This is a genomic window from Segatella copri (genome assembly GCF_002224675.1).
Taxonomy (GTDB): Bacteria; Bacteroidota; Bacteroidia; order Bacteroidales; family Bacteroidaceae; genus Prevotella; species Prevotella copri_U.
This window is the reverse complement of the sequence record NZ_NMPZ01000002.1, coordinates 12,444-32,554: the sequence shown is the minus strand read 5'-3', so window position 1 is coordinate 32,554 and position 20,111 is coordinate 12,444. Positions and strand designations below refer to the sequence as shown.

The window sequence follows — 20,111 nt, the reverse complement described above, 5'->3', positions numbered from 1 at the left end:
ATAAATTTTAATAACTAGGAGGAACTTGAATTATGAGTGATTTTAAGGTTATCACCCCTAAACGTGACATAGCCAGAGAGCTTGCGCGTAGGTATAGTACGATGACTCATGACGAGTTGGATGTACTGGAATCAATCCTGGAGCCAATCAAGTATGGCAAGGGCGAAAAGATTCTGGTAGAGGGTGAGGTGTGCAGAAACATTTCTTACATAGAGAAGGGATTGGTGCGCCAATTTTATACCAAGTATGATAAGGAGGTAACAGAACACTTAGGTGTTGACCATTCTATCTTCATGTGTATTGAGAGTCTTTTCAAGGAAACCCCTTCCTACCTCCAGGTTGAGGCTTTGGAGCCTACCTTGGTGTATGCTTTGCCGAAGGCGAAGCTCGAGGCAGCTGCCATGAGAAATGTGAACATCCAGATGCTTTACCGTAAGATTCTGGAAGAGAGTTTGATTCAGTCGCAGGTACATGCCGACCTGATGCGATTCGAAACTGCGCCTAATAAGTATAAGCGTTTGTGCGAGCTGAATCCGCAGGTGGTGCTCCGTGCGCCGCTTACTTATATCGCCAGTTATCTGCAGATGACGCCTGAGACGCTGTCTCGTATCCGATCAAACACTTTGTTGTAATGATAATCATAAAAAAATGGTGTAACTTCTTTTTGGGAAGCTACACCATTTTTTTGTATTTGTATCTCTTTTATTCCTTTATCAGGAGTTTTCTTATTATTCTGCTGTATAGAGGAATCGCTTGATACTCTTCTTAGGAGTCTTCTCAAATTCCTCATCGTGGATGCGGATCTCGCTTACCTTGCTGTAGGCTGGAACCATCGTGTTGAGCTCCTGACGGTTCTGCTCCATAATCTCTTCCAGTTCGCTTCTGCCCAGGTTCAGAGACTGAGCCTCGTCGAAGTCTGGATAAACCAGAGCCACCAGCTTGTCGCCCTTCTGAATTACCACGCTCTCTGCAACGAGGGCGAGAGAATTGAGCTTATCCTCGATTTCCTCAGGATAGATGTTCTGACCGCTGGCGCCGAGCAGCATGTTCTTGCTGCGGCCCTTGATGAATACATTGCCGTCGCCATCCATCGTTCCGAGGTCGCCGGAATGATACCATCCGTTCTCGTCGATGGTCTGCTTGGTAGCCTCCTCATTCTTGTAGTAACCCAGCATCACGTTAGGACCCTTGGCAAGGATTTCGCCAGGTACGTTCTCCGGATCCGGACTGTCGATGCGAACCATCATGTGGAGCGCTGCCTTACCGCAAGAGCCCGGAACGAAGTTCTTGTAATCTTCGTAGCAGATGATAGGCGCACATTCTGTAGCACCATAACCCACTGTATATTTGAAGCCCACGCCGTGGAGGAATCTTTCAACTTCCTGGTTGAACGCAGCGCCGCCGATAATCACCTCATAGAAGTTGCCACCGAAGGCATTGCTTACCTGGTCGCAGATCTTCTCCTTCACCTTCTTGCTGATGACAGGCATGTGGAGGAGCATGCGCATACGGTTGTTCTGAATCTTAGGGAATACCTTCTTGCGGATAATCTTCTCGATAACCAGAGGCACAGCGATGATAACTGCTGGCTTGATGCGTCCGAATGCCTCGGCAATGATGGCTGGGCTAGGGATGCGGGTGAGATAGAAGATGTGGCAGCCCTTGATGAACTCGAAGATAAACTCGAATGCCATGCCATACATGTGTGCCATCGGCAGGATACTGATGATAGAATCTCCAGCCTTGATCTTCTTGCCCAATACATTCTCGGCAAAGTCGGCATTGCTCCACAGGGCACGGTATGGAACCATCACACCCTTGGAGAAACCGGTAGTACCACTGGTATAGTTGATCATAGCCAACTCGTTAGGATCCTGGTCGATATAGTAGTTGACGTGGTTCTTGCGGAAGTACTTAGGATACTTGATGCCGAACATCTCGTTGAGGTGCTCGCGGGCGTAGGTCAACTTGTCGGTACGTGAAACCACGAGCGAGTAATCTGGAATGTAGATGATACCTTCCAGCCCCGGCATCTTGGTTGCATCTACCTGTGTAGCAACAACGTCGCCCACGAAGAGCAGCTTGGCATCGCTGTGGTTCACGATGTTGTGAATCTGGTCTGGCATGAACTCATGCAGGATAGGTACGGCGATGGCACCATAGGTTAGGGTAGCGAGGAAAGCCACTGCCCAATTGGCACTGTTTCTACCGCAAAGGGCAATCTTGTCGCCCTTTACTACGCCGGAGTTCTCAAACATAATGTGCAGCTTCTCAATCTTGCGTGCTACATCGTGATACTGCAAGGTAGCTCCCTTGTAGTCGGTCAAGGCATCCTGATCCCAATGGTCTATGATGCTCTGCTGGATAAGTGCGTTAAAGCTAGGAATTTCCATATTCTTATTATTTAACGATTTTTCTAAGTTCATATTTTTCTCGTACTTAAAGTCTCTATCTCTGGATTACGCTTTATTTCACGTATTATATCACGTCCTGGTAGAGGTAACGCTTGATAGACTTCTTGGCTGTCTTTTCGAATTCGGTGTCGTGCAGCTGGATGCGTGATATCTTTGCAAAGCTAGGCATCTGCATATTCAGTTCCTTTCGGTTCTGCTCCATGATGTTGGCGAGGTCTTCGTCTGAGAATCCCAGTTCCTGGCTCTCTTCTATCTCCGGATGAACGAGTGCCACGAGCTTGTCGTCCTTCTGCAGCACGATGCTCTCGTTGACCATAGCCATGGAGTTGAGCTTATCCTCAATCTCCTCCGGATAGATGTTCTGTCCGTTAGGACCGAGCAGCATGTTCTTGCTTCTACCTCTTACGAAGAAATGTCCGTCGGCACTCATCGTTGCCAGGTCGCCGGTATGGAACCATCCATCTTCATCAATCACGGCATCGGTAGCCTCCTGGTTCTTGTAGTAGCCCTTCATCACATTGATGCCGCGGCAAACCAGTTCGCCTGCCACGTTTTCTGGGTCATCGCTCAATACCTTTACCTCCATGTGCTTCACGGCAACACCACAGCTGCCTGCCACATAGTTGTCCTGATGGGCAAAGGTGATGAGCGGAGCGGTTTCCGTAGTACCGTAACCCATGGCGATAGGGAAGCCGATGCTGATGAAGAAGTTCTCTATCTCCTTGTTGAGTGGAGCACCACCCACAACCACCTCGTAAGGACGCTCGCCGAACTTGCGCAGTACAAACTCGCGAACCTTCTCCTTGATGCGCTTGTTGATGACAGGCATGTTCATCAGCAGTCGGGCACGGTTGGTCTGGATATGTGGGAACACTTCTTTTCTCACGATCTTATCTACCACGAGTGGTACGGCAAAGATGATGTCTGGCTTGATTTCTGCCAGCGCCTCAGAGATGAGCGTAGGGCTCGGAAGGCGGGTGAGGAAGAAGATATGGTTACCCATCGCCATATTGTAGATGAACTCGGTCATGAGTCCATACATGTGAGCCATCGGAAGGGTAGAGAGGATGTTGCAGTTCTTGCCGATCTTGGGACTTACCGTATCCATCAGATAATCGAGATTACCCCAGAGGGCTCTGTATGGCAACATCACACCCTTGGAGAAACCTGTAGTTCCGCTGGTGTAGTTGATCATCGCCAGTTCTTCCGGATCATCCACATGATATTTCACATGCTCAGGGCGGAAGTACTTGGGATATTTATGACCAAACATTGCGTTGAGATGCTCGCGGGCGTAAGTCAGTTTCTCTGAACGGGAAATGACGAGTGAATTATCCGGCAGATAGATGATGCCTTCCAGTGTAGGCATTTCATCGGGAGTAATCTGCGTAGCCACCACATCACCCACAAACAGGAGCTTGCTCTCGCTATGGTTCACGATGTTGTGAATCTGCTCTGGTTTGAATTCGTTCTGTATAGGTACGACGATTGCACCATAGGTGATAATAGCCAGGAAAGCTACTGCCCACTGGCTACTATTTCTACCGCAGACGGCAATCTTGTCGCCCTTCTTCACATCGCTGTTTTCAAACAGGATGTGCAGTTTCTCTATCTTTCTGGCAACATCGTGGTACTGGAGTGTAGCGCCCTTGTAATCGGTGAGCGCATCCAAGTGCCAATTCTTGATGATGCTTCTCTCAATATACGAGTTAAAACTTGGTATTGAATTCATTGCACAATTAACAAAATTTTGTGCAAAGATACAGAAAATACTGCACACCGCAAAATAAAATGTGCATTATTTTATAGATTAGCGTAAAATATTTTAGAAACTAGGTAAAAATATATAGTTTTATCCCATTATTGCCATTTACTGGTGGCAATAATGGGATAATTTTACACTTATTCATCTATCGTGAATCATTTATTCATCAGCCGTGAATCTTATTCGTATCTCATCGATTTGGCTGGATGAATATGAGAGATGAGGTAACTTGGCGCTACCAGCATGAAGATGCTGATGAGGAGGGTGGCTACGTTAAGTGCCACGATAAAGAGCCAGTTGAACTCCACCGGTACCGTACTTACGTAGTAAGTTTGGGCATCGAGCTTCACCATTCCCGTGAAATGCTGCAGGGCAAGAAGTCCCAGTCCGATGACATTGCCCAGTAACATTCCCTTGCCGATGATGAATACGGCAAACCAGAGGAAGGTGTGGCGGATGGTCTTGTTGCGGGCACCCAGGGCTTTCATCACTCCAATCATCGAAGTGCGCTCCAGGATGATGATGAGCAATCCGCTGATCATCGTTACGCCTGCCACGATGAGCATCAGTCCCAGGATAATCCATACATTCAGGTCCATCAGGCTGAGCCATTGGAAGATGTTCGGATTCAGCTCCTTGATGGTGGCGCTGCTGTAGGTTTCTCCGTAATGATCTACGGTACGGTTCACCTTATTGATAACATAGTCTTCCGTCTCGTTGAGCTTGTCGAAGTCCTTCACGGTCAGCTCGGCACCGCTTGCCTGGTCATCCTCCCATCCATTCAGCTTCACGGCTGTATAGAGGTCGGTATAGACCATCAGTTCATCATACTTCTTGAGATTGGTCTCGTAGATGCCCGCGATGGTAAACCGGCGCATTCTCACGCCCTGGTTGTCGATGAAGTAGGCGAAGATGCGCTCGCCGTTCTTCAGCTTCAACTTGTCTGCCATCAGCTTGGAAATCAGAATCTGGTTATGGCTGGCTTTGTCATCAAACTTCGGTATGCTTCCTTCCACCATGTTCTGATGGATGAAGGTAGAATCGAAATCCGGTCCCACACCCTTGAGCACTACGCCCAGGAAATCGTTGTCGGTCTTGAGGATTCCTTCTTTCATGGCAAAGCGCTGCACATGTTTCACGCCCGGAATCTTCTGGAGCACCTTCACCATCGAGTCGTTCATCACCACCGGATACTGGTTCTGCTGCTGCAGGGTCATGAAGTCGGCCACCTGAATATGGCTTCCGAAGCCAATCACCTTGTCGCGGATGGTGTGCTTGAATCCCAGCACCACGCATACCGACATGACCATGATGGCGAGTCCGATGGCAACACCGGCTGTGGCAATATGAATAGCAGGGCGAGAAACCTTACGTTTGTCGCCCTGATCACGATATAATCTCTTTGCTATAAACAGAGGAAAATTCATATTTCGTTCTTCACTTTCTTATAGTCCTTCATCCTCCACTCTTCCCGGATAAGCCTCGAGTGCCTTGGCAAGAACAATCAATGCGCGGTTCAGGTCGTCCTTCTTCAAAACGTACGCCATACGCACCTGGTTGCGGCCGGCACCCGGAGTGGTATAGAAACCGGAGGCTGGAGCCATCATCACGGTCTCGCCCTCATATTCAAACTCTTCCAGACACCAGCGGCAGAACTTGTCTGAGTCGTCGATAGGCAACTTGGCTACGGTATAGAAGGCACCCATTGGGATAGGAGAGTAAACACCCGGAATACGGTTGAGGCCGTCGATCAGACACTTGCGTCGTTCTACGTACTCATCATATACATCGCGATAGTACTCCTCGGGTGCATCGAGTGAAGCCTCGGCAACAATCTGACCGATCAGTGGAGGAGAGAGGCGAGCCTGACAGAACTTCATCACCGCCTTGCGGATCTCGGCATTCTTGGTAATCAGGGCACCCACACGGATACCACACTCGCTGTATCGCTTGGATACAGAGTCGATGAGCACGGTATTCTGCTCGATACCCTCCAGGTGCATCGCACTGATGTAAGGGCTGCCGGTATAGATATACTCGCGGTAAACCTCATCAGAGAAGAGGTAGAGATCGTACTTCTTCACCAGGTCGCGAATCTGGTTCATCTCTCTGCGGGTATAGAGATAACCGGTAGGGTTGTTCGGGTTACAGATCAGGATGGCACGGGTGCGCTCATTGATGAGTTCCTCAAACTTCTCCACCTTAGGCAGGGAGAAACCTTCCTCGATGGTAGTGGCGATGGTACGGATCTTGGCACCCGCCGAGATGGCGAACGCCATATAGTTAGCGTATGCAGGTTCTGGCACGATGATCTCGTCTCCAGGGTTCAAGCAACTCATGAACGAGAAGAGCACAGCCTCAGAACCTCCCGATGTGATGATGATATCATCGGCAGTTACGTTGATATTGAATTTCTTGTAATAATCTACTAGCTTCTCACGATAACTGAGATAGCCCTGACTTGGAGAATACTCCAAGATGGTGCGGTCGATGTGTTTCAGCGCATCGAGACCACACTGTGGAGTAGGCAGGTCAGGCTGACCAATATTGAGGTGATATACCTTTACTCCACGTTTCTTTGCTGCGGCAGCCAGTGGAGCCAACTTTCTGATAGGTGACTCTGGCATTTCAAGACCGCGTACAGATATTTCTGGCATCTTTTCTAAATAATTCTTTCTGTTATTAACCCTAGCAAGCAGTTTCCTCTTCCAGGCACGGTACTTACCCAGCCTTATCAGATGAAACAATATCTCGCAAATCGACTGCAAAGATACGTAATTTCATTGAAAATACGTAATAGATTGGGTTAAAATTTGATTTTTTAGTAAAAAACTCTTTATTCTGTTGTTCTTCTCCATTCTTTTTTATAACTTTGCATCATCTTTCGGCGCTTTCACCCTGCCTATCATATAATAGGTGGAAAGGGAAAAGGTGGTCAGGAAAAGGATAATAAAACAAAGATTTTAAACATTAGTAAAAGGAAAAGAAATTATGAGAAGTAGAACAAGCACTTGGTTTGAGACAAAGGTTAAATATCAGAAGACAATGGAGGATGGTTCAGAAAAGGTGGTTTCTGAAGCATACGTGGTTGATGCCCTGAGTTTCACCGAGGCAGAGAGCGCTATTATCGACGAGATGTCTGTCTATGTAAGCGGCGAGTTGAAGGTCAGCGGTATCGGTAAGGCTTGCTATGGAGAGATCTTCTTCAGCGATATTGATGATGATGACAAGTGGTACAAGGCTAAGCTCCAGTTCATCACCATCGATGAAAAGTCTGAAAAGGAGAAGCGCTCTAACGTTACATATCTCGTACAGGCTAAGTCTTTGGCTCGTGCACTCCGCTATATCGACGAGGTGATGGGCAAGACCATGATCGACTATGATGTAGTAGGCTTGAACGAGACCAAGCTGATGGATGTTTTCGAGCACCACGCTCCTGGCGACAAGAAGGAGGAGAAGAACGACGTACCTGAGTACGAGCAGCAGAATCAGTAAAGAGAGGGAGGAAGAACTATGTATGATGTAAAAGGAAATCTTCATGAAGTGTTGGGCAGCTTGCCTGCAGGGGTTAGCCTTGTAGCCATCAGCAAGTTTCATCCCAACGAGTTTATTGAGGCGGCGTATGCCGAGGGGCAGCGCATCTTTGGCGAGAGCCATGAGCAGGAACTCGCCAAGAAGGTGGCTTCCCTGCCTAAGGATATCCAGTGGCATTTCATCGGTCATCTGCAGACTAACAAGGTGAAGTACATTGCTCCTTATATCTCTATGATTGAGTCGGTGGATAGCCTGAAGCTCCTGAAGGAGATTAATAAGCAGGCTGCCAAGCACGACCGTGTGGTGAAGGTGTTGCTGGAGCTGCATATTGCCGAGGAAGATACCAAGTCGGGGCTTTCTATCGATGCCTGCCGTGAACTCCTGGAGTCTGGCGAGTGGAGAGAGATGCCTCATGTGCAGATATGCGGCTTGATGATGATGGCATCGAATACCGATGATGAACAGCAGATTGCCTCTGAATTTGATGAGGCTGCCAAGTTCTTCGATGAGGTAAAGGCAAAGTATTTCGCCGATGATGATGCCTTCTGCGAGCGCAGCTGGGGTATGAGCCACGACTATCATATCGCTGTCAAGCACGGCAGTACGATGGTGCGTGTGGGTACTACCATCTTCGGTCCTAGAATCTATTAAAAGGATATGAAAAATCCCTAGACGATTGCTTGATATCGCCTAGGGATTTGTTTTTATCCTTAATGATAATCTATGTTCAGCAGTGTTGAACCTATGTTCAGCACTGCTGAACTTAAGTTCAACACTGTTGAACATACATTCAACGTCGCTGAACGTAGCTTTCTATTCATAGCGGAAGTTTTTCCTCTTAGTATATTACCTTCTTTCCCTTATTGGTGATGTAAAGATGTCCCTTGAGAGGGGTGGCAATCTTCCTGCCTTCCAGGTCGAAGTATTCGGTTGGGGTGGAGGTTGCATCCTTGTCAAGAAGGGTGTTCTTGATACCCGTAGCCTTGAAATCCTTGAGATAGTCGAAGCTGACGATGCCGGTAGCCTCATCCTTTGCGATGTTGTAGAGTGGACGGGTAGTCATCGTGCTCCAGTTGAACTTCACTTCTGTCAGACTGTTGATGTCGCTTCCATCCTTTCCGATTCCATAGGCAGGGAATGGGTCGTTTGCGCAGTTCTCCCAGTATTCGTCTATAGTATATTTTTTGTTACCAACATTTGCCTGGTTGATGATCAGACCATCAGCTGGAACGATGGTTACTCTAGGAATACCGATGGTGTCGTTAGGGTTGTCCGTGAGGTGTACCTGGTCGATATCGCCGTAATCGATGCGCCATACCAGCAGTCCATAGCCTAGAAGATGCTTGTACCAACCTTCGTTTCTGATGTTCTGGAGGAGAAGAAATTCACCCTTGGCTCTTTCCTTTAATTCCTTCTTTTTCTTATCACTAAGTTTGGTTGAAGAGTAATTCTCGTTGATGCGGAAATTATCTTTGTTCACATCAGCCTCTATCTTGTAAGCTTTTGATGCTAAGTCGTATGGTTCCAGGGTATATTGTCCTGCCTGTGTTCCATCGAGCGTGATAGGGGTAGCCCATCCCATCAGCATCTTTTGCCATGGTGTATAAGGGGTAGGACAGTAACCATCGTATGTATATTCGCCTGCATCCATCAGATCCCAGAACTCAGGAGACTGGTTGTCGGCATCCTTATACTCGGTATCATAATGATCAGGCAAGCCCATGGTATGAGAGAACTCGTGACAAAAGAGTCCGATGCCATTGATGGAAGGAATTTTTGAATCAGGCGAACCGTTCAACTCGTTATTGATACCAAAACGACAGACTCTGCATCCGTTGAAAATCAGGTACTTCAGTGGTGAAATCTCTTTGCCGTTCTCATCATATTTATAGAAATTATCGGTACCCGACTTAGGCCAGAGATAGTCGTCGGAATTGCCGCTGATACTCTGCGAATAGCCGGCATAGATGATGTAAACCAAATCTACGAACTTGTCGCCATCGGAATCATATTTAGAGAAATCAATCTTGTCGGCAACCTTGTTGCAGGCCTCACTGATCATCTGCTTGAAATTCTTATCTGTACCATTTTGAACATTTTTATCATCTGCTCCATAGTATGCAGATTTCTGACTGACAGTAACTGGACCTACGATGTCGAACTGTGGGGTGAATTGCCCCATGCTGCATTCCTTGAAATACTCCTTTACCGAACCGTAGTTGACATCTTCCTGGTTGAATACCGAAACATCCTGACTAGGTACTGCTGTGCCGAAATCGGCATTGAGGTAATGGTTGAAGGTGGCAACGGGGTCGCTGCTCTTGAATTTTACATCCTGGAACTGTACCAGGATAACCAGCGCCTTAGGCGAACCGGTATGAGGAAAATAAGATGGATATGTTGATCCAATGCCGCTTGCTCTAGTCTTGAGGGTATTGATAACTGTAGCTTTTCGGGCATTGAGCGTCTCGGTAGAGATGATTTCGTATTTCCCGTTATCACTCTTCTTCAGCGGAGTGCCGTCGAGAAGCGAGTAATACGAAAAATGCTCATCTCCATGGAGAGTTGCTGATACGATGGTACCATCTACCAATTGTAATTGGGTGATACCTGGTTTCGCCTTGACTGCAAACATGGTAGTGGCAGACATCAAAGCGAGTGTTAGGCATAGGATAATCTTTTTCATCATTATTATGGATTAGTTACTGATATTATGGATTCTATTTGAAATAGTATTGTCCCTTCTTCTGAGTCTGTTTTCCAAACTCGATGGCGTGATGCGGACAATGGTGATAGCAGGTAAAGCAGGTGAGGCAATCCTTATGGTGCAGCCAGACTGGATATTCGCCATGTCCGCCCTTGATATCACCTACCGGACATACGTTGGCACAGATGCCGCACTTCACGCAACGGTCTTTCTCTACGTGGAAACGCTTGTCGGTGATGAGCACATTCTCGAAGAAACCACCCACCACCTTGGTGAAGAACCATGGGATAGGGCCTTTGACCAATCGGTTGATGCCTTCCTTGCGGTCGAAGATTTCCTCACAGACAACGGCAAGTTCCTGTGCAGCATTCTCCTTCTTTCGGTTTTCACGCTCCTTCGGATCCACATCCATGAACGGCAGACCGATGTACGATTCCGGCATGATGAGAGAGTAGGAGGATGAAACCTCCGTAATGCCCAGAGCCTGAAGCGATGGGTTCTGGGAAATCACCTCGTTGAGATTCTCTATGGTTAGTCCGATGCTGTCGCCTGCCGTGCAGACGCAATAGGCGAAGGGGCGATTCTTCAGACAGTCATCGGCTTTCGCCTTGTTTCCGCCAGAGGCATCAGATGGTTCTCTCTGAATCTTCATCTTGCAGATAAATTCCCTTACCAGTTTCGGCACACGCCAGCCATGTACGGGGAAAACGAATCCGAGCCGTTCATTCTCTTTCAGAATAAACGGCTCGGCTAAGTTATGGCTTGAATCATCTGCCCTCATGTAAGGAGCGATGGATATCAAGTCTTCACGAGTAGCCGCCGCCAGTTTCGACGCCGCCCACTTGGTATTTCCTGTTCCAGAAAAATAAAATATCATATCAAGCTTACTTCTTCTCGTTCATCACGCCCTCTATATAGATGCGAGACATCTCTACATTGCCATTGGTGCGAACGGTGATGCTCTTCTTGAAATGACCAGGGAACATACCCTTGCCATTGTAGGTAACACTGATCTGTCCCTTCTGACCTGGAGCGATTGGCTGCTTGGTATAAGATGGCACGGTGCAACCGCAGCTAGCGATAGCCTGGTTGATGACGAGAGGCTTGTTACCCACATTGGTGAAGGTGAATACAGCCTTCTGCACAGGAGCGGTCTCTTCGAAGGTACCGAAGTTGTGCACTACCTTTTCAAACTTGATTTCTGCCTGAGCTGAGGCTGTTGCTACCATAGCTACGAGCATCGTCAAAGCCAATATGATTCTTTTCATCTTTATATCCTTTCTTTATTAAATTTACTTATTGATGTACCTTATTATATATTAATTATATGCTAATTGGATGCAAAAGTACATATAAAGTTTATTATAGCGCTACTTTTTTACATTATTTTATATAATTCTTAAGAAATTTACCAGTTAAGCTGGTTTTGCATGCGGCAACTTCCTCTGGAGTACCGGCTATCACGAGGTTACCGCCCTTGTCGCCACCCTCTGGTCCGAGGTCGATGATATGGTCGGCACACTTGATGACATCCAGGTTATGTTCGATAACTACCAAGGAATGACCTCGTTCTATCAGCGCCTGGAAAGCATGGAGCAGACGCTTGATATCATGGAAGTGCAGACCGGTGGTTGGCTCATCGAAGATGAAGAGTGTAGGCGACTGGTCTTCCTTGCCGATAAAGTAGGCGAGTTTCACACGCTGGTTCTCACCGCCGGAGAGGGTGCTGGAGTTCTGGCCGAGCTTGATATAGCCCAATCCAACCTCCTGCAGAGGTTTGAGTTTGCTGACGATGATGCGGCAGGCATCGAAATCGCCCACATGGTGCTGGAGTCTTTCATCGCTGAAGAACTCTATCGCCTCGTTCACGGTCATATTCAGCACATCATTGATGTTCTTTCCTCCGTAGTGTACCTCCAGGATATCGTGCTTGAACCGCTTGCCCTTGCATGCCTCGCAGGTAAGGGTGAGGTCAGCCATAAACTGCATCTCGATGGTTACGTATCCTGCTCCCTTGCATTCCTCGCATCGTCCGCCCTCGGTATTGAAGGAGAAGAATTGTGGGGTGAATCCCATCTGCTTGGCGAGTGGCTGGTTGGCAAAGAGGGTGCGGATGGCATCGTATGCCTTCAGATAGGTAGCAGGGTTGCTGCGGGTACTCTTGCCGATAGGGTTCTGATCTACAAACTCCACGTGCTTGATGGCATCCACATCGCCTTCCAGCGAACTGTATTCGCCAGGGGCATCTGCTACCAGGTCTAGATGGCGGCGGAGGGCTGGATAGAGGATTCCCTTGATGAGGGAACTCTTGCCCGAACCGGATACGCCGGTGATGACGGTGAAGATGTTGAGCGGAATCCTTACATCAATGCCGCGGAGATTGTTCATTCGGGCTCCCTTAATCTCGATGGCCCTGTTCCATGCACGATGACTGGCAGGAACGGCAATCTCCTCCTTGTGAGTGAGATACTGGATGGTATGGCTCTCCGGGAATTTCTCCAGAAGGGCTTTCTGCTGCTCTGGGTCGGTGGATGAGTATTCGGATGACGGACCGGCATATACCAGTCTTCCACCCAGTCTTCCTGCATCCGGACCGATATCGATAAGGTAATCGGCAGCACGCATGATTTCTTCATCATGCTCTACCACAACCACGGTGTTGCCCAGTTGCTGCAGCTCTCTCAGTACCTTGATGAGTCGGTCGGTATCTCGGCTATGGAGTCCGATACTTGGCTCATCGAGGATATACACGCTGCCTACCAGCGAAGAACCGAGGCTGGTGGTCAGGTTGATGCGCTGGCTCTCTCCTCCGGAAAGGGAGTTGGAGAGACGGTTGAGGGTGAGGTAGCCAAGTCCCACATCCAGAAGGAATTGCAGGCGGTGGGTAACCTCGGTCAAAAGTCGCTTGCCCACTTCCCGCTCATGCTCTGTCAGCTCCAGCTTCTGGAACCATGCGCTGAGATTGGTAATCGACATATCTACCAGCTCGGTGATGCTCTTTCCGCCAATCTTCACATAGTTGGCTTCCTTCTTGAGTCGTGTGCCATGGCAATCCGGACAGATGGTCTTGCCTCGGAATCGGCTCAGCATCACACGGTATTGTATCTTGTACTGGTTCTCCTTCACCATTCTGAAGAATTCGTCGATGCTCACCCGGTCGTGCGGGTCACGCTTCTTGTCCGAAGGCAATCCATGCCAGAGCCAGTCTTTCTCCTTCTGGGTGAGCTCGTAGTAAGGCTTGAAGATCGGGAAGTTGTATGGCTCCGCACGTCGGATGAATTCCTTGAGCCACATACCCATCTTTTCTCCACGCCAGCATACCACGCATCCATCGTAGAGGCTCATGGAAGTGTTAGGGATGACGAGCTTCTCGTCGATGCCTATCACGCTTCCGAATCCCTCGCAGGTAGGGCAGGCACCCAATGGGGAATTGAAGGCAAACATGTTGTCGGTTGGTTCCTCGAAGGTGATGCCGTCGGCTTCGAACCGGGTAGAGAAATCATAGCTGATATTGCTTGGCAGGAAGAGGAGACGGCAGGCACCGTCGCCCTCATAGAAAGCAGTCTCGGCAGAATCTATGAGGCGGCTGATGTCGTCCTTCTCATCGCTTACCGAAGCACGGTCGATGACGAGGAAGATATCCTCCGGCTTGGCATCGCCCTGGAAATCGTCGATGCGGATGAATTCACCTTTCACCAGAATGCGTGCGTATCCCTCCTGAAGATACATCTCCAGTTGCTTTTCCAGGCTTCTGCCTTCTACGATATGTAAAGGGGCAAGGATTACAAACTTGGTGCCCTTGGAAAACTGTCGGGTGCAGGCAAGCACATCCTCGGTAGTATGGCGCTTTACTTCCTGTCCGCTGATAGGCGAATAGGTTTTGCCGATACGGGCGAAGAGCAGGCGCAGGTATTCGTAGATTTCCGTGCTGGTGCCCACGGTGGAACGTGGGTTGCGGGAAATCACCTTCTGCTCGATGGCGATGGCAGGAGGTAATCCCTTGATGAAATCACATTCCGGTTTGCTCATTCTGCCCAGAAACTGGCGGGCATACGAAGACAGCGACTCCACATACCGGCGCTGTCCCTCGGCATATAAGGTATCGAAAGCCAATGAAGACTTGCCCGACCCGGAGACTCCCGTAATGGCAACAAACTTGCCTTGCGGTATCTTCACGTCGATGTTCTTCAGGTTGTTGGCTCTCGCCCCCTTGATCTCTATATATTTTTCTTTCCCCATTTTCTTTTTTTTACCTTTTTACCCTTACTCGTGATGATAAGGCTCACCTTTTATAATAGTACATGCGCGATAGAGTGCCTCGGTAAAGATGAGGCGTACCATCTGATGCGAGAAGGTCATCTTGGAAAGGGAGATCTTCTCGTTGGCGCGGTCATATACAGCCTGCGAGAATCCGTAGGGACCCCCGATGACAAATACGAGTCTTCTGGCTGTAGCCTGCTTGCGCTCTATCCATTTGGCAAACTCGATGCTTCGGAACTCCAGTCCGTGCTCATCCATCAGCACCACGGTGTCAGAAGGCTGAATCAGTTTCAGAATCAGTTCTCCCTCCCGTTCCTTCTGCTGCTGTTCGCTGAGACTCTTGGTGTTCTTGAGCTCCGGAATCGTTGTTATATTGAAGGGCATATAGTGGGTGATGCGCTCGGCATAATCCTTGATGCCCGCAATAAAATGCTTGTTTACGGTCTTGCCGACCAATATCAGTTCAGTTTTCATCTTCTAAATGGTAAGCTATAAACGATTAACTTTTATAGTATCCTTTCTTTTCCAGCTTCGGGTTCTTAGGAAACCATCCCTTCTCGCAGCGTTCTTTCTGTTCGAAGAGTTCCCCGATGCTCCAGAGACAGGAAGCACCCAACACACCGAGAAGGGCAGAGTAGAGAACATTCGCAACCAGGAAGGCTGCACCCACGCTGATAATACCCGCAACCAGGAACACCCACCAGTAGCGGGTGCCCGTATGATATTCTACCTTGATGACAATAGGGTGGAAGAGTCCTATTATTAAAAAGGTGGAAACGGCGATGATGACGCCAGTATAATATAATTCCATAAGCCTCTTTTTTATTACTTTTTTGTTTCAATGTGCAAAAATACAAAAAAAACTCCAATCTTGTTTGGTTTCTCGAATATTTTATATATCTTTGTAGGCAAAAAGAGAAATATTGTGCTGTTTTCGGGCACAACCCTCTAAATAGAATATTATTAATAACAAAATAGAATCAAACTATGGCTAATAACGCAGAATTGATTAAGCAGTGTGAAGAAAGAGCACAGCAGTGGCTCACACCTGCTTTTGATGAAGAAACTCGTAACGAAGTAAAGGCAATGCTCGAGGCTGAGGATAAGTCAGCACTCGTAGATGCTTTCTATCAGAACCTGGAGTTCGGTACTGGTGGTTTGCGCGGTATTATGGGCGCAGGTACCAACCGAATGAACAAATATATCGTTGGTATGGCTACACAGGGCTTTGCTAACTACATCCTCAAGGCTTTCCCAGGTGAGGAGAACCTTTCTGTTGTTGTAGGCCATGACTGCCGTAACAACTCTCGTCTCTTCGCAGAGACTGTTGCTGCCATCTTCTCTGCTAATGGTATCAAGGCTTATCTCTTCGAGAGCCTCCGCCCAACACCAGAGATTTCCTTCGCTATCCGCGAGCTCGGTGCCAAGGCTGGTGTCAACGTTACTGCTTCTCACAACCCTAAGGAGTACAATGGCTACAAGGCTTACTGGAGCGATGGTGCTCAGGTTCTGGCTCCACACGATACTGGTATCATTGAGGAGGTGAACAAGGTTACTATCGACCAGGTGAAGTTTGAGGCTAACTGGGATAAGATTCAGATCATCGGTGGTGAGATGGATTACGACTACATGACAGCCGTTCATTCTGCTATGATTGACCAGGATGTCATCAACCGTCAGAAAGACCTCAACATCGTTTATTCAGCTATGCACGGTACAGGTCGTGTCATCGTACCTCTCTGCTTGCGTTCTTGGGGCTTCCAGAACATCAATGTAGTTCCTGAGCAGATGGTTGTAGATGGCAACTTCCCTACAGTGGTTTCTCCTAACCCAGAGAATGCTGAGGCTATGACTCTCGGTATGAAGCTCGGTACAAAGTTGAACGCTGACCTCGTAGTTGCTACTGACCCTGATGCTGACCGCCTCGCTATCGTTTGCCGCGATGACAAGGGCGAGTGGATGATCATCAACGGTAACCAGACAGCCATGATGTTCTGCTACTATATCATTGAGAACAAGAAGAAGTTGGGTAAGTTGAAGCCAACAGACTTCCTCGTAAAGACCATCGTTACAACAGAGGTGATTGCTGAGATTGCCAAGAAGAATAACGTAGAGTTGCGCGACTGCTACACTGGTTTCAAGTGGATTGCACGCGAGATTGCTATCTCTGAGGGCAAGCAGCAGTACATCGGTGGTGGTGAGGAGAGCTTCGGCTTCCTGCCATACGACAAGGTACGTGATAAGGATGCTCCAGCATCTATCTGCTTGATTTGTGAGATTGCTGCCTGGGCTAAGGATCAGGGCAAGACACTCTACGATCTCCTGATGCAGATCTATGCAGAGTATGGCTTCAGTAAGGAGTTTACAGTAAACGTGGTTCGCCCAGGTAAGACTGGTGCTGACGAGATCAAGCAGATGATGGCAGACTTCCGTGCTAACCCTCCAAAGGAGTTGGGTGGCAGCAAGATTGTTACCTGGAAGGACTACCAGAGCTTGGAGGCTAAGCATGCTGACGGCAGTGTAGAGAAGCTCGATATGCCTACAACAAGCAATGTACTCCAGTGGTTCTGCGATGACAATACCAAGGTAAGCGTTCGCCCTTCTGGTACAGAGCCTAAGATCAAGTTCTATATTGAGGTAAAGGATCCTTCATTCAAGTGCGCTGGCTGCTACAACCGCTGCACAGCTGCTGCAATGGATAAGATCGAGGCTATCAAGAAGAGCTTGAACCTGGATTAATAAAAGCAATTGAACTTTATATGAATGTGTGGGGGAGAAGTCTTCGCCTGCACATTCCTCTGAAAGATATTTTTTTGATGCATTATTTAGCTCCAATATTAAATAATGCAATTTCTCGGCGAGAAGTCATCCTGACTTCTCGCCATTTTGAATTTGATAGGTATATGGAAAATAAGAGAAAGATCATAGCCCTTTTGATGGGACTTTCGCTAGGAGGTCAGTCTGTCTATGCCCAAGGGGATAGTTGTGGCAACGTGTCTCTGTTTTGCTCGCCCGATACACTCAGGGGTGCCCAGATAGGTGCCTTTTCCAGTGTGGTTCGCCAGCAGATGCGTGGTGTGAGCCTGGCTGGTATCATCAATTCGGTGGGCGATGATATGCGCGGTGTGCAGGTTTCGGGTGTTTCCAATGTGGTGAAGGGTGGCAATGGCGTGCAGTTGTCTTTATTTAATAATGTATCCAGTTCTCCGTTCCGCGGCGTGCAGCTGAGTGGACTTTCCAATATTTCCATGGGTATGAAGAGAGGCTTGCAGATTGCAGCAGCCAATGTCAGCTCTTCCTATATGCGTGGCATGCAGTTGGGCGGTTACAATTATGCTGATACCCTGAATGGTTCTCAGATTGGTTTGTTTAATGTGTGCCTTAACCATCCTCGTGGTGTGCAGATAGGTGTCATCAACTATAGCCGGGATACCGTAGCCCATAAGATAGGACTGGTGAATGTGAACCCAAAGACGCGTATCGACTATATGTTTTATGGCGGTTCTGCTACCAAAGCCAATCTTGCCGTAAGATTCCGCAACCGGAGTACGTATAATATCCTGGGTATCGGAACCCATTATTTCGGATTGGATGAGAAGTTTTCGGGTGCCTTGTTCTATCGCATCGGTCAGTATTTCCAGTTATCGCCTAAGTTCTCCCTGAGTGGTGATCTGGGTTTCTATCACGTTGAATCGTTTCAGGAACATTCGCAGGATAAGCCTGAACGGCTCTATTCGCTGCAGGCTCGCATCAATGCCGACTATCAGTTGGGCAGATACACCAGTGCCTTTGCCTCTGTGGGTTATGGGGATACCCATTATTATCATGGTGGCAGGTATCGCCGTCGTGCCATTGTAGAAGCAGGTTTGGCTGTGCGCCTCCAGCGCACTTCATCTTTAGGAAATGTGTCTGGCAGGAAGGAGAATGAATATGATATGGAGGCATGGAAGGAAGGAACCATTTTTGCCTTCGATGATCCGGAGCGACAGAAGAAGCATCCTTGGAAGGCTGCCTTGGAAGCTTTTGCCATCAATGTGGGTGTGCAATGCTTCGACCAGTTTGTGATGAACGAGGAGTTTGCCAAGATTTCCTTCCATAGCATCAAGCACAATATAGAAACGGGTTTTGTTTGGGATAACGACCAGTTCTCTACCAATCTGTTTGCCCATCCCTACCATGGCGGACTCTATTTCAATGCTGCAAGAAGTCATGGCATGAATTTCTGGGAATCGGTGCCATACTCTTTCTGTGGAAGTTTGATGTGGGAGACTACCTGCGAGATAGAACCGCCTGCCATCAACGACCTGATGGCTACTACTTTTGGTGGTATTGCCATCGGAGAGGTGACGCATCGTGTGAGCAATCTGGTATTTGATGACCGCCTGTCTGGTTTTCCTCGTTTCATGCGAGAGTTCCTGGGAACCCTCATCTGTCCGATCAAGGGGTTGAATCGAATCTTGAGTGGCGATGCCTGGCGGGTGAGAGGCAAATATTATAAATATCACGATTACCAGCGCAGTCCTGTCAGTTTCTTTGCATCGGCAGGTTACAGATACCTCGCAGACAACAATACGCTGTTCCGTGGTGAGGGCAATCCATACGTCCGTTTCAATCTGGTTTATGGCGATCCGTTTGATGGCGAAACCACCAAGCCATACGACTACTTCACATTGGATGCCACTTTCGGCCTGAGCAGCAACCAGCCTCTGATTACCGGTCTGCATCTTCTGGGAAGATTGTGGAGTGTACCGGTGGAGGTGAGCAAGGGCACGGAGATGGAGTTCGGTATCTTCCAGCACTTCAACTATTACGATTCGCAGCCGGTGAAGGATGGTACCAGTCTGGTGCCTTACCGCATATCCGAGGCAGCCTCTTTCGGTCCGGGCATCATCTACCGCTTCCCTCAGGTGGGCAATCTCACCAGGTTTGAGCAGCGTGTCTTCCTGGATGGTATCCTGCTGGGTGGAAGTCTGACCGATTATTATAATGTGATAGACCGCGACTACAACATGGGTAGCGGTTATAGCGTGAAGGCTATCAGTTTCATGGAGTTCGGCAAGGTAGCTACCTTCCAGATAGGTGCCGACTATTATCGCATCTTTACCTGGAAGGGATATGAGGGAAAGGATCTGGCAACGACCGATCCGCTCTATCTCAATGCCCAGGGCGACAAGGGAAATGCATCTCTGCTGGTGCTGAATGCCCGCTTCAGTCTGGCATTGTCCAATCGGCTGAACCTGGACTTCAACGTGTCCAACTATTGGCGTGATACCCATTACTCATATCATGACGATGTGAAGTCTAAAACCTTTGATATGAGCCTGGGTTTGCAATACAAGTTCTAGGAAGCAGTCGTCTTATTAGTAGATATTTAGCCGATTTTTAGCAGAAATTAGGGGTGCAAAGGGAAACGATATACATAAAAATGTAG

The 20,111-nt window shown here is 48.2% G+C and carries 15 protein-coding genes; 5 read left to right on the top strand and 10 right to left on the bottom strand.

What is annotated here, in order from left to right; translation table 11 throughout:
* Window positions 1–32: 32 nt before the first annotated feature.
* Window positions 33–632 (top strand): Crp/Fnr family transcriptional regulator, encoded by a 600-nt coding sequence (locus tag CFT61_RS02165; protein WP_089542847.1) that lies wholly within the window; start codon window positions 33–35, stop codon window positions 630–632.
* Between the two features lie 96 nt (window positions 633–728).
* Here the strand turns inward: CFT61_RS02165 and CFT61_RS02160 are convergent, their stop codons facing one another.
* The 4 genes from CFT61_RS02160 to CFT61_RS02145 form a co-directional block, all read right to left on the bottom strand.
* Entirely contained in the window at window positions 729–2,393 is a 1,665-nt protein-coding gene (locus tag CFT61_RS02160; RefSeq protein ID WP_089542846.1) for an AMP-binding protein, read from the bottom strand.
* 85 nt (window positions 2,394–2,478) lie between these two features.
* A complete protein-coding gene (locus CFT61_RS02155; protein ID WP_089542845.1) occupies window positions 2,479–4,146 on the bottom strand; it encodes an AMP-binding protein in 1,668 nt (555 codons plus the stop codon).
* Window positions 4,147–4,358: 212 nt separating this feature from the next.
* Entirely contained in the window at window positions 4,359–5,606 is a 1,248-nt protein-coding gene (locus tag CFT61_RS02150; RefSeq protein WP_089542844.1) for an ABC transporter permease, read from the bottom strand.
* Between the two features lie 18 nt (window positions 5,607–5,624).
* On the bottom strand, window positions 5,625–6,836 hold the full coding sequence (locus tag CFT61_RS02145) for a pyridoxal phosphate-dependent aminotransferase (RefSeq protein WP_089542970.1): 1,212 nt from the start codon (window positions 6,834–6,836) through the stop codon (window positions 5,625–5,627).
* A gap of 334 nt (window positions 6,837–7,170) precedes the next feature.
* Between CFT61_RS02145 and CFT61_RS02140 the strand changes: the two genes are divergently transcribed.
* Complete coding sequence (locus tag CFT61_RS02140; RefSeq protein WP_089542843.1) at window positions 7,171–7,674, top strand: DUF4494 domain-containing protein; 504 nt, start codon at window positions 7,171–7,173, stop codon at window positions 7,672–7,674.
* Window positions 7,675–7,692: 18 nt separating this feature from the next.
* On the top strand, window positions 7,693–8,364 hold the full coding sequence (locus CFT61_RS02135) for a YggS family pyridoxal phosphate-dependent enzyme (protein ID WP_089542842.1): 672 nt from the start codon (window positions 7,693–7,695) through the stop codon (window positions 8,362–8,364).
* A gap of 187 nt (window positions 8,365–8,551) precedes the next feature.
* Here the strand turns inward: CFT61_RS02135 and CFT61_RS02130 are convergent, their stop codons facing one another.
* From CFT61_RS02130 to CFT61_RS02105, 6 genes are all read right to left on the bottom strand, one after another.
* On the bottom strand, window positions 8,552–10,399 hold the full coding sequence (locus CFT61_RS02130; protein ID WP_176425472.1) for a M6 family metalloprotease domain-containing protein: 1,848 nt from the start codon (window positions 10,397–10,399) through the stop codon (window positions 8,552–8,554).
* Between the two features lie 34 nt (window positions 10,400–10,433).
* Complete coding sequence (locus CFT61_RS02125; protein ID WP_089542840.1) at window positions 10,434–11,297, bottom strand: EFR1 family ferrodoxin; 864 nt, start codon at window positions 11,295–11,297, stop codon at window positions 10,434–10,436.
* 7 nt (window positions 11,298–11,304) lie between these two features.
* Entirely contained in the window at window positions 11,305–11,688 is a 384-nt protein-coding gene (locus CFT61_RS02120; protein ID WP_089542839.1) for a DUF1573 domain-containing protein, read from the bottom strand.
* Window positions 11,689–11,803: 115 nt separating this feature from the next.
* Window positions 11,804–14,659: an excinuclease ABC subunit UvrA gene (uvrA, locus tag CFT61_RS02115; RefSeq protein ID WP_089542838.1), complete on the bottom strand. Its 2,856-nt coding sequence runs from the start codon at window positions 14,657–14,659 to the stop codon at window positions 11,804–11,806.
* A 24-nt stretch (window positions 14,660–14,683) separates the two neighbouring features.
* On the bottom strand, window positions 14,684–15,154 hold the full coding sequence (gene rlmH / locus CFT61_RS02110) for a 23S rRNA (pseudouridine(1915)-N(3))-methyltransferase RlmH (protein WP_089542837.1): 471 nt from the start codon (window positions 15,152–15,154) through the stop codon (window positions 14,684–14,686).
* A gap of 25 nt (window positions 15,155–15,179) precedes the next feature.
* A complete protein-coding gene (locus tag CFT61_RS02105; RefSeq protein ID WP_089542836.1) occupies window positions 15,180–15,491 on the bottom strand; it encodes a DUF4491 family protein in 312 nt (103 codons plus the stop codon).
* A gap of 176 nt (window positions 15,492–15,667) precedes the next feature.
* On the opposite strand from CFT61_RS02105, the gene CFT61_RS02100 reads away from it, so the two are divergent.
* The gene (locus tag CFT61_RS02100; protein ID WP_089542835.1) at window positions 15,668–17,419 is read left to right on the top strand and encodes a phospho-sugar mutase; all 1,752 of its coding nucleotides are present in this window, start codon (window positions 15,668–15,670) and stop codon (window positions 17,417–17,419) included.
* Window positions 17,420–17,583: 164 nt separating this feature from the next.
* Window positions 17,584–20,025: a DUF3943 domain-containing protein gene (locus CFT61_RS02095; RefSeq protein ID WP_089542834.1), complete on the top strand. Its 2,442-nt coding sequence runs from the start codon at window positions 17,584–17,586 to the stop codon at window positions 20,023–20,025.
* Window positions 20,026–20,111 lie beyond the last annotated feature (86 nt).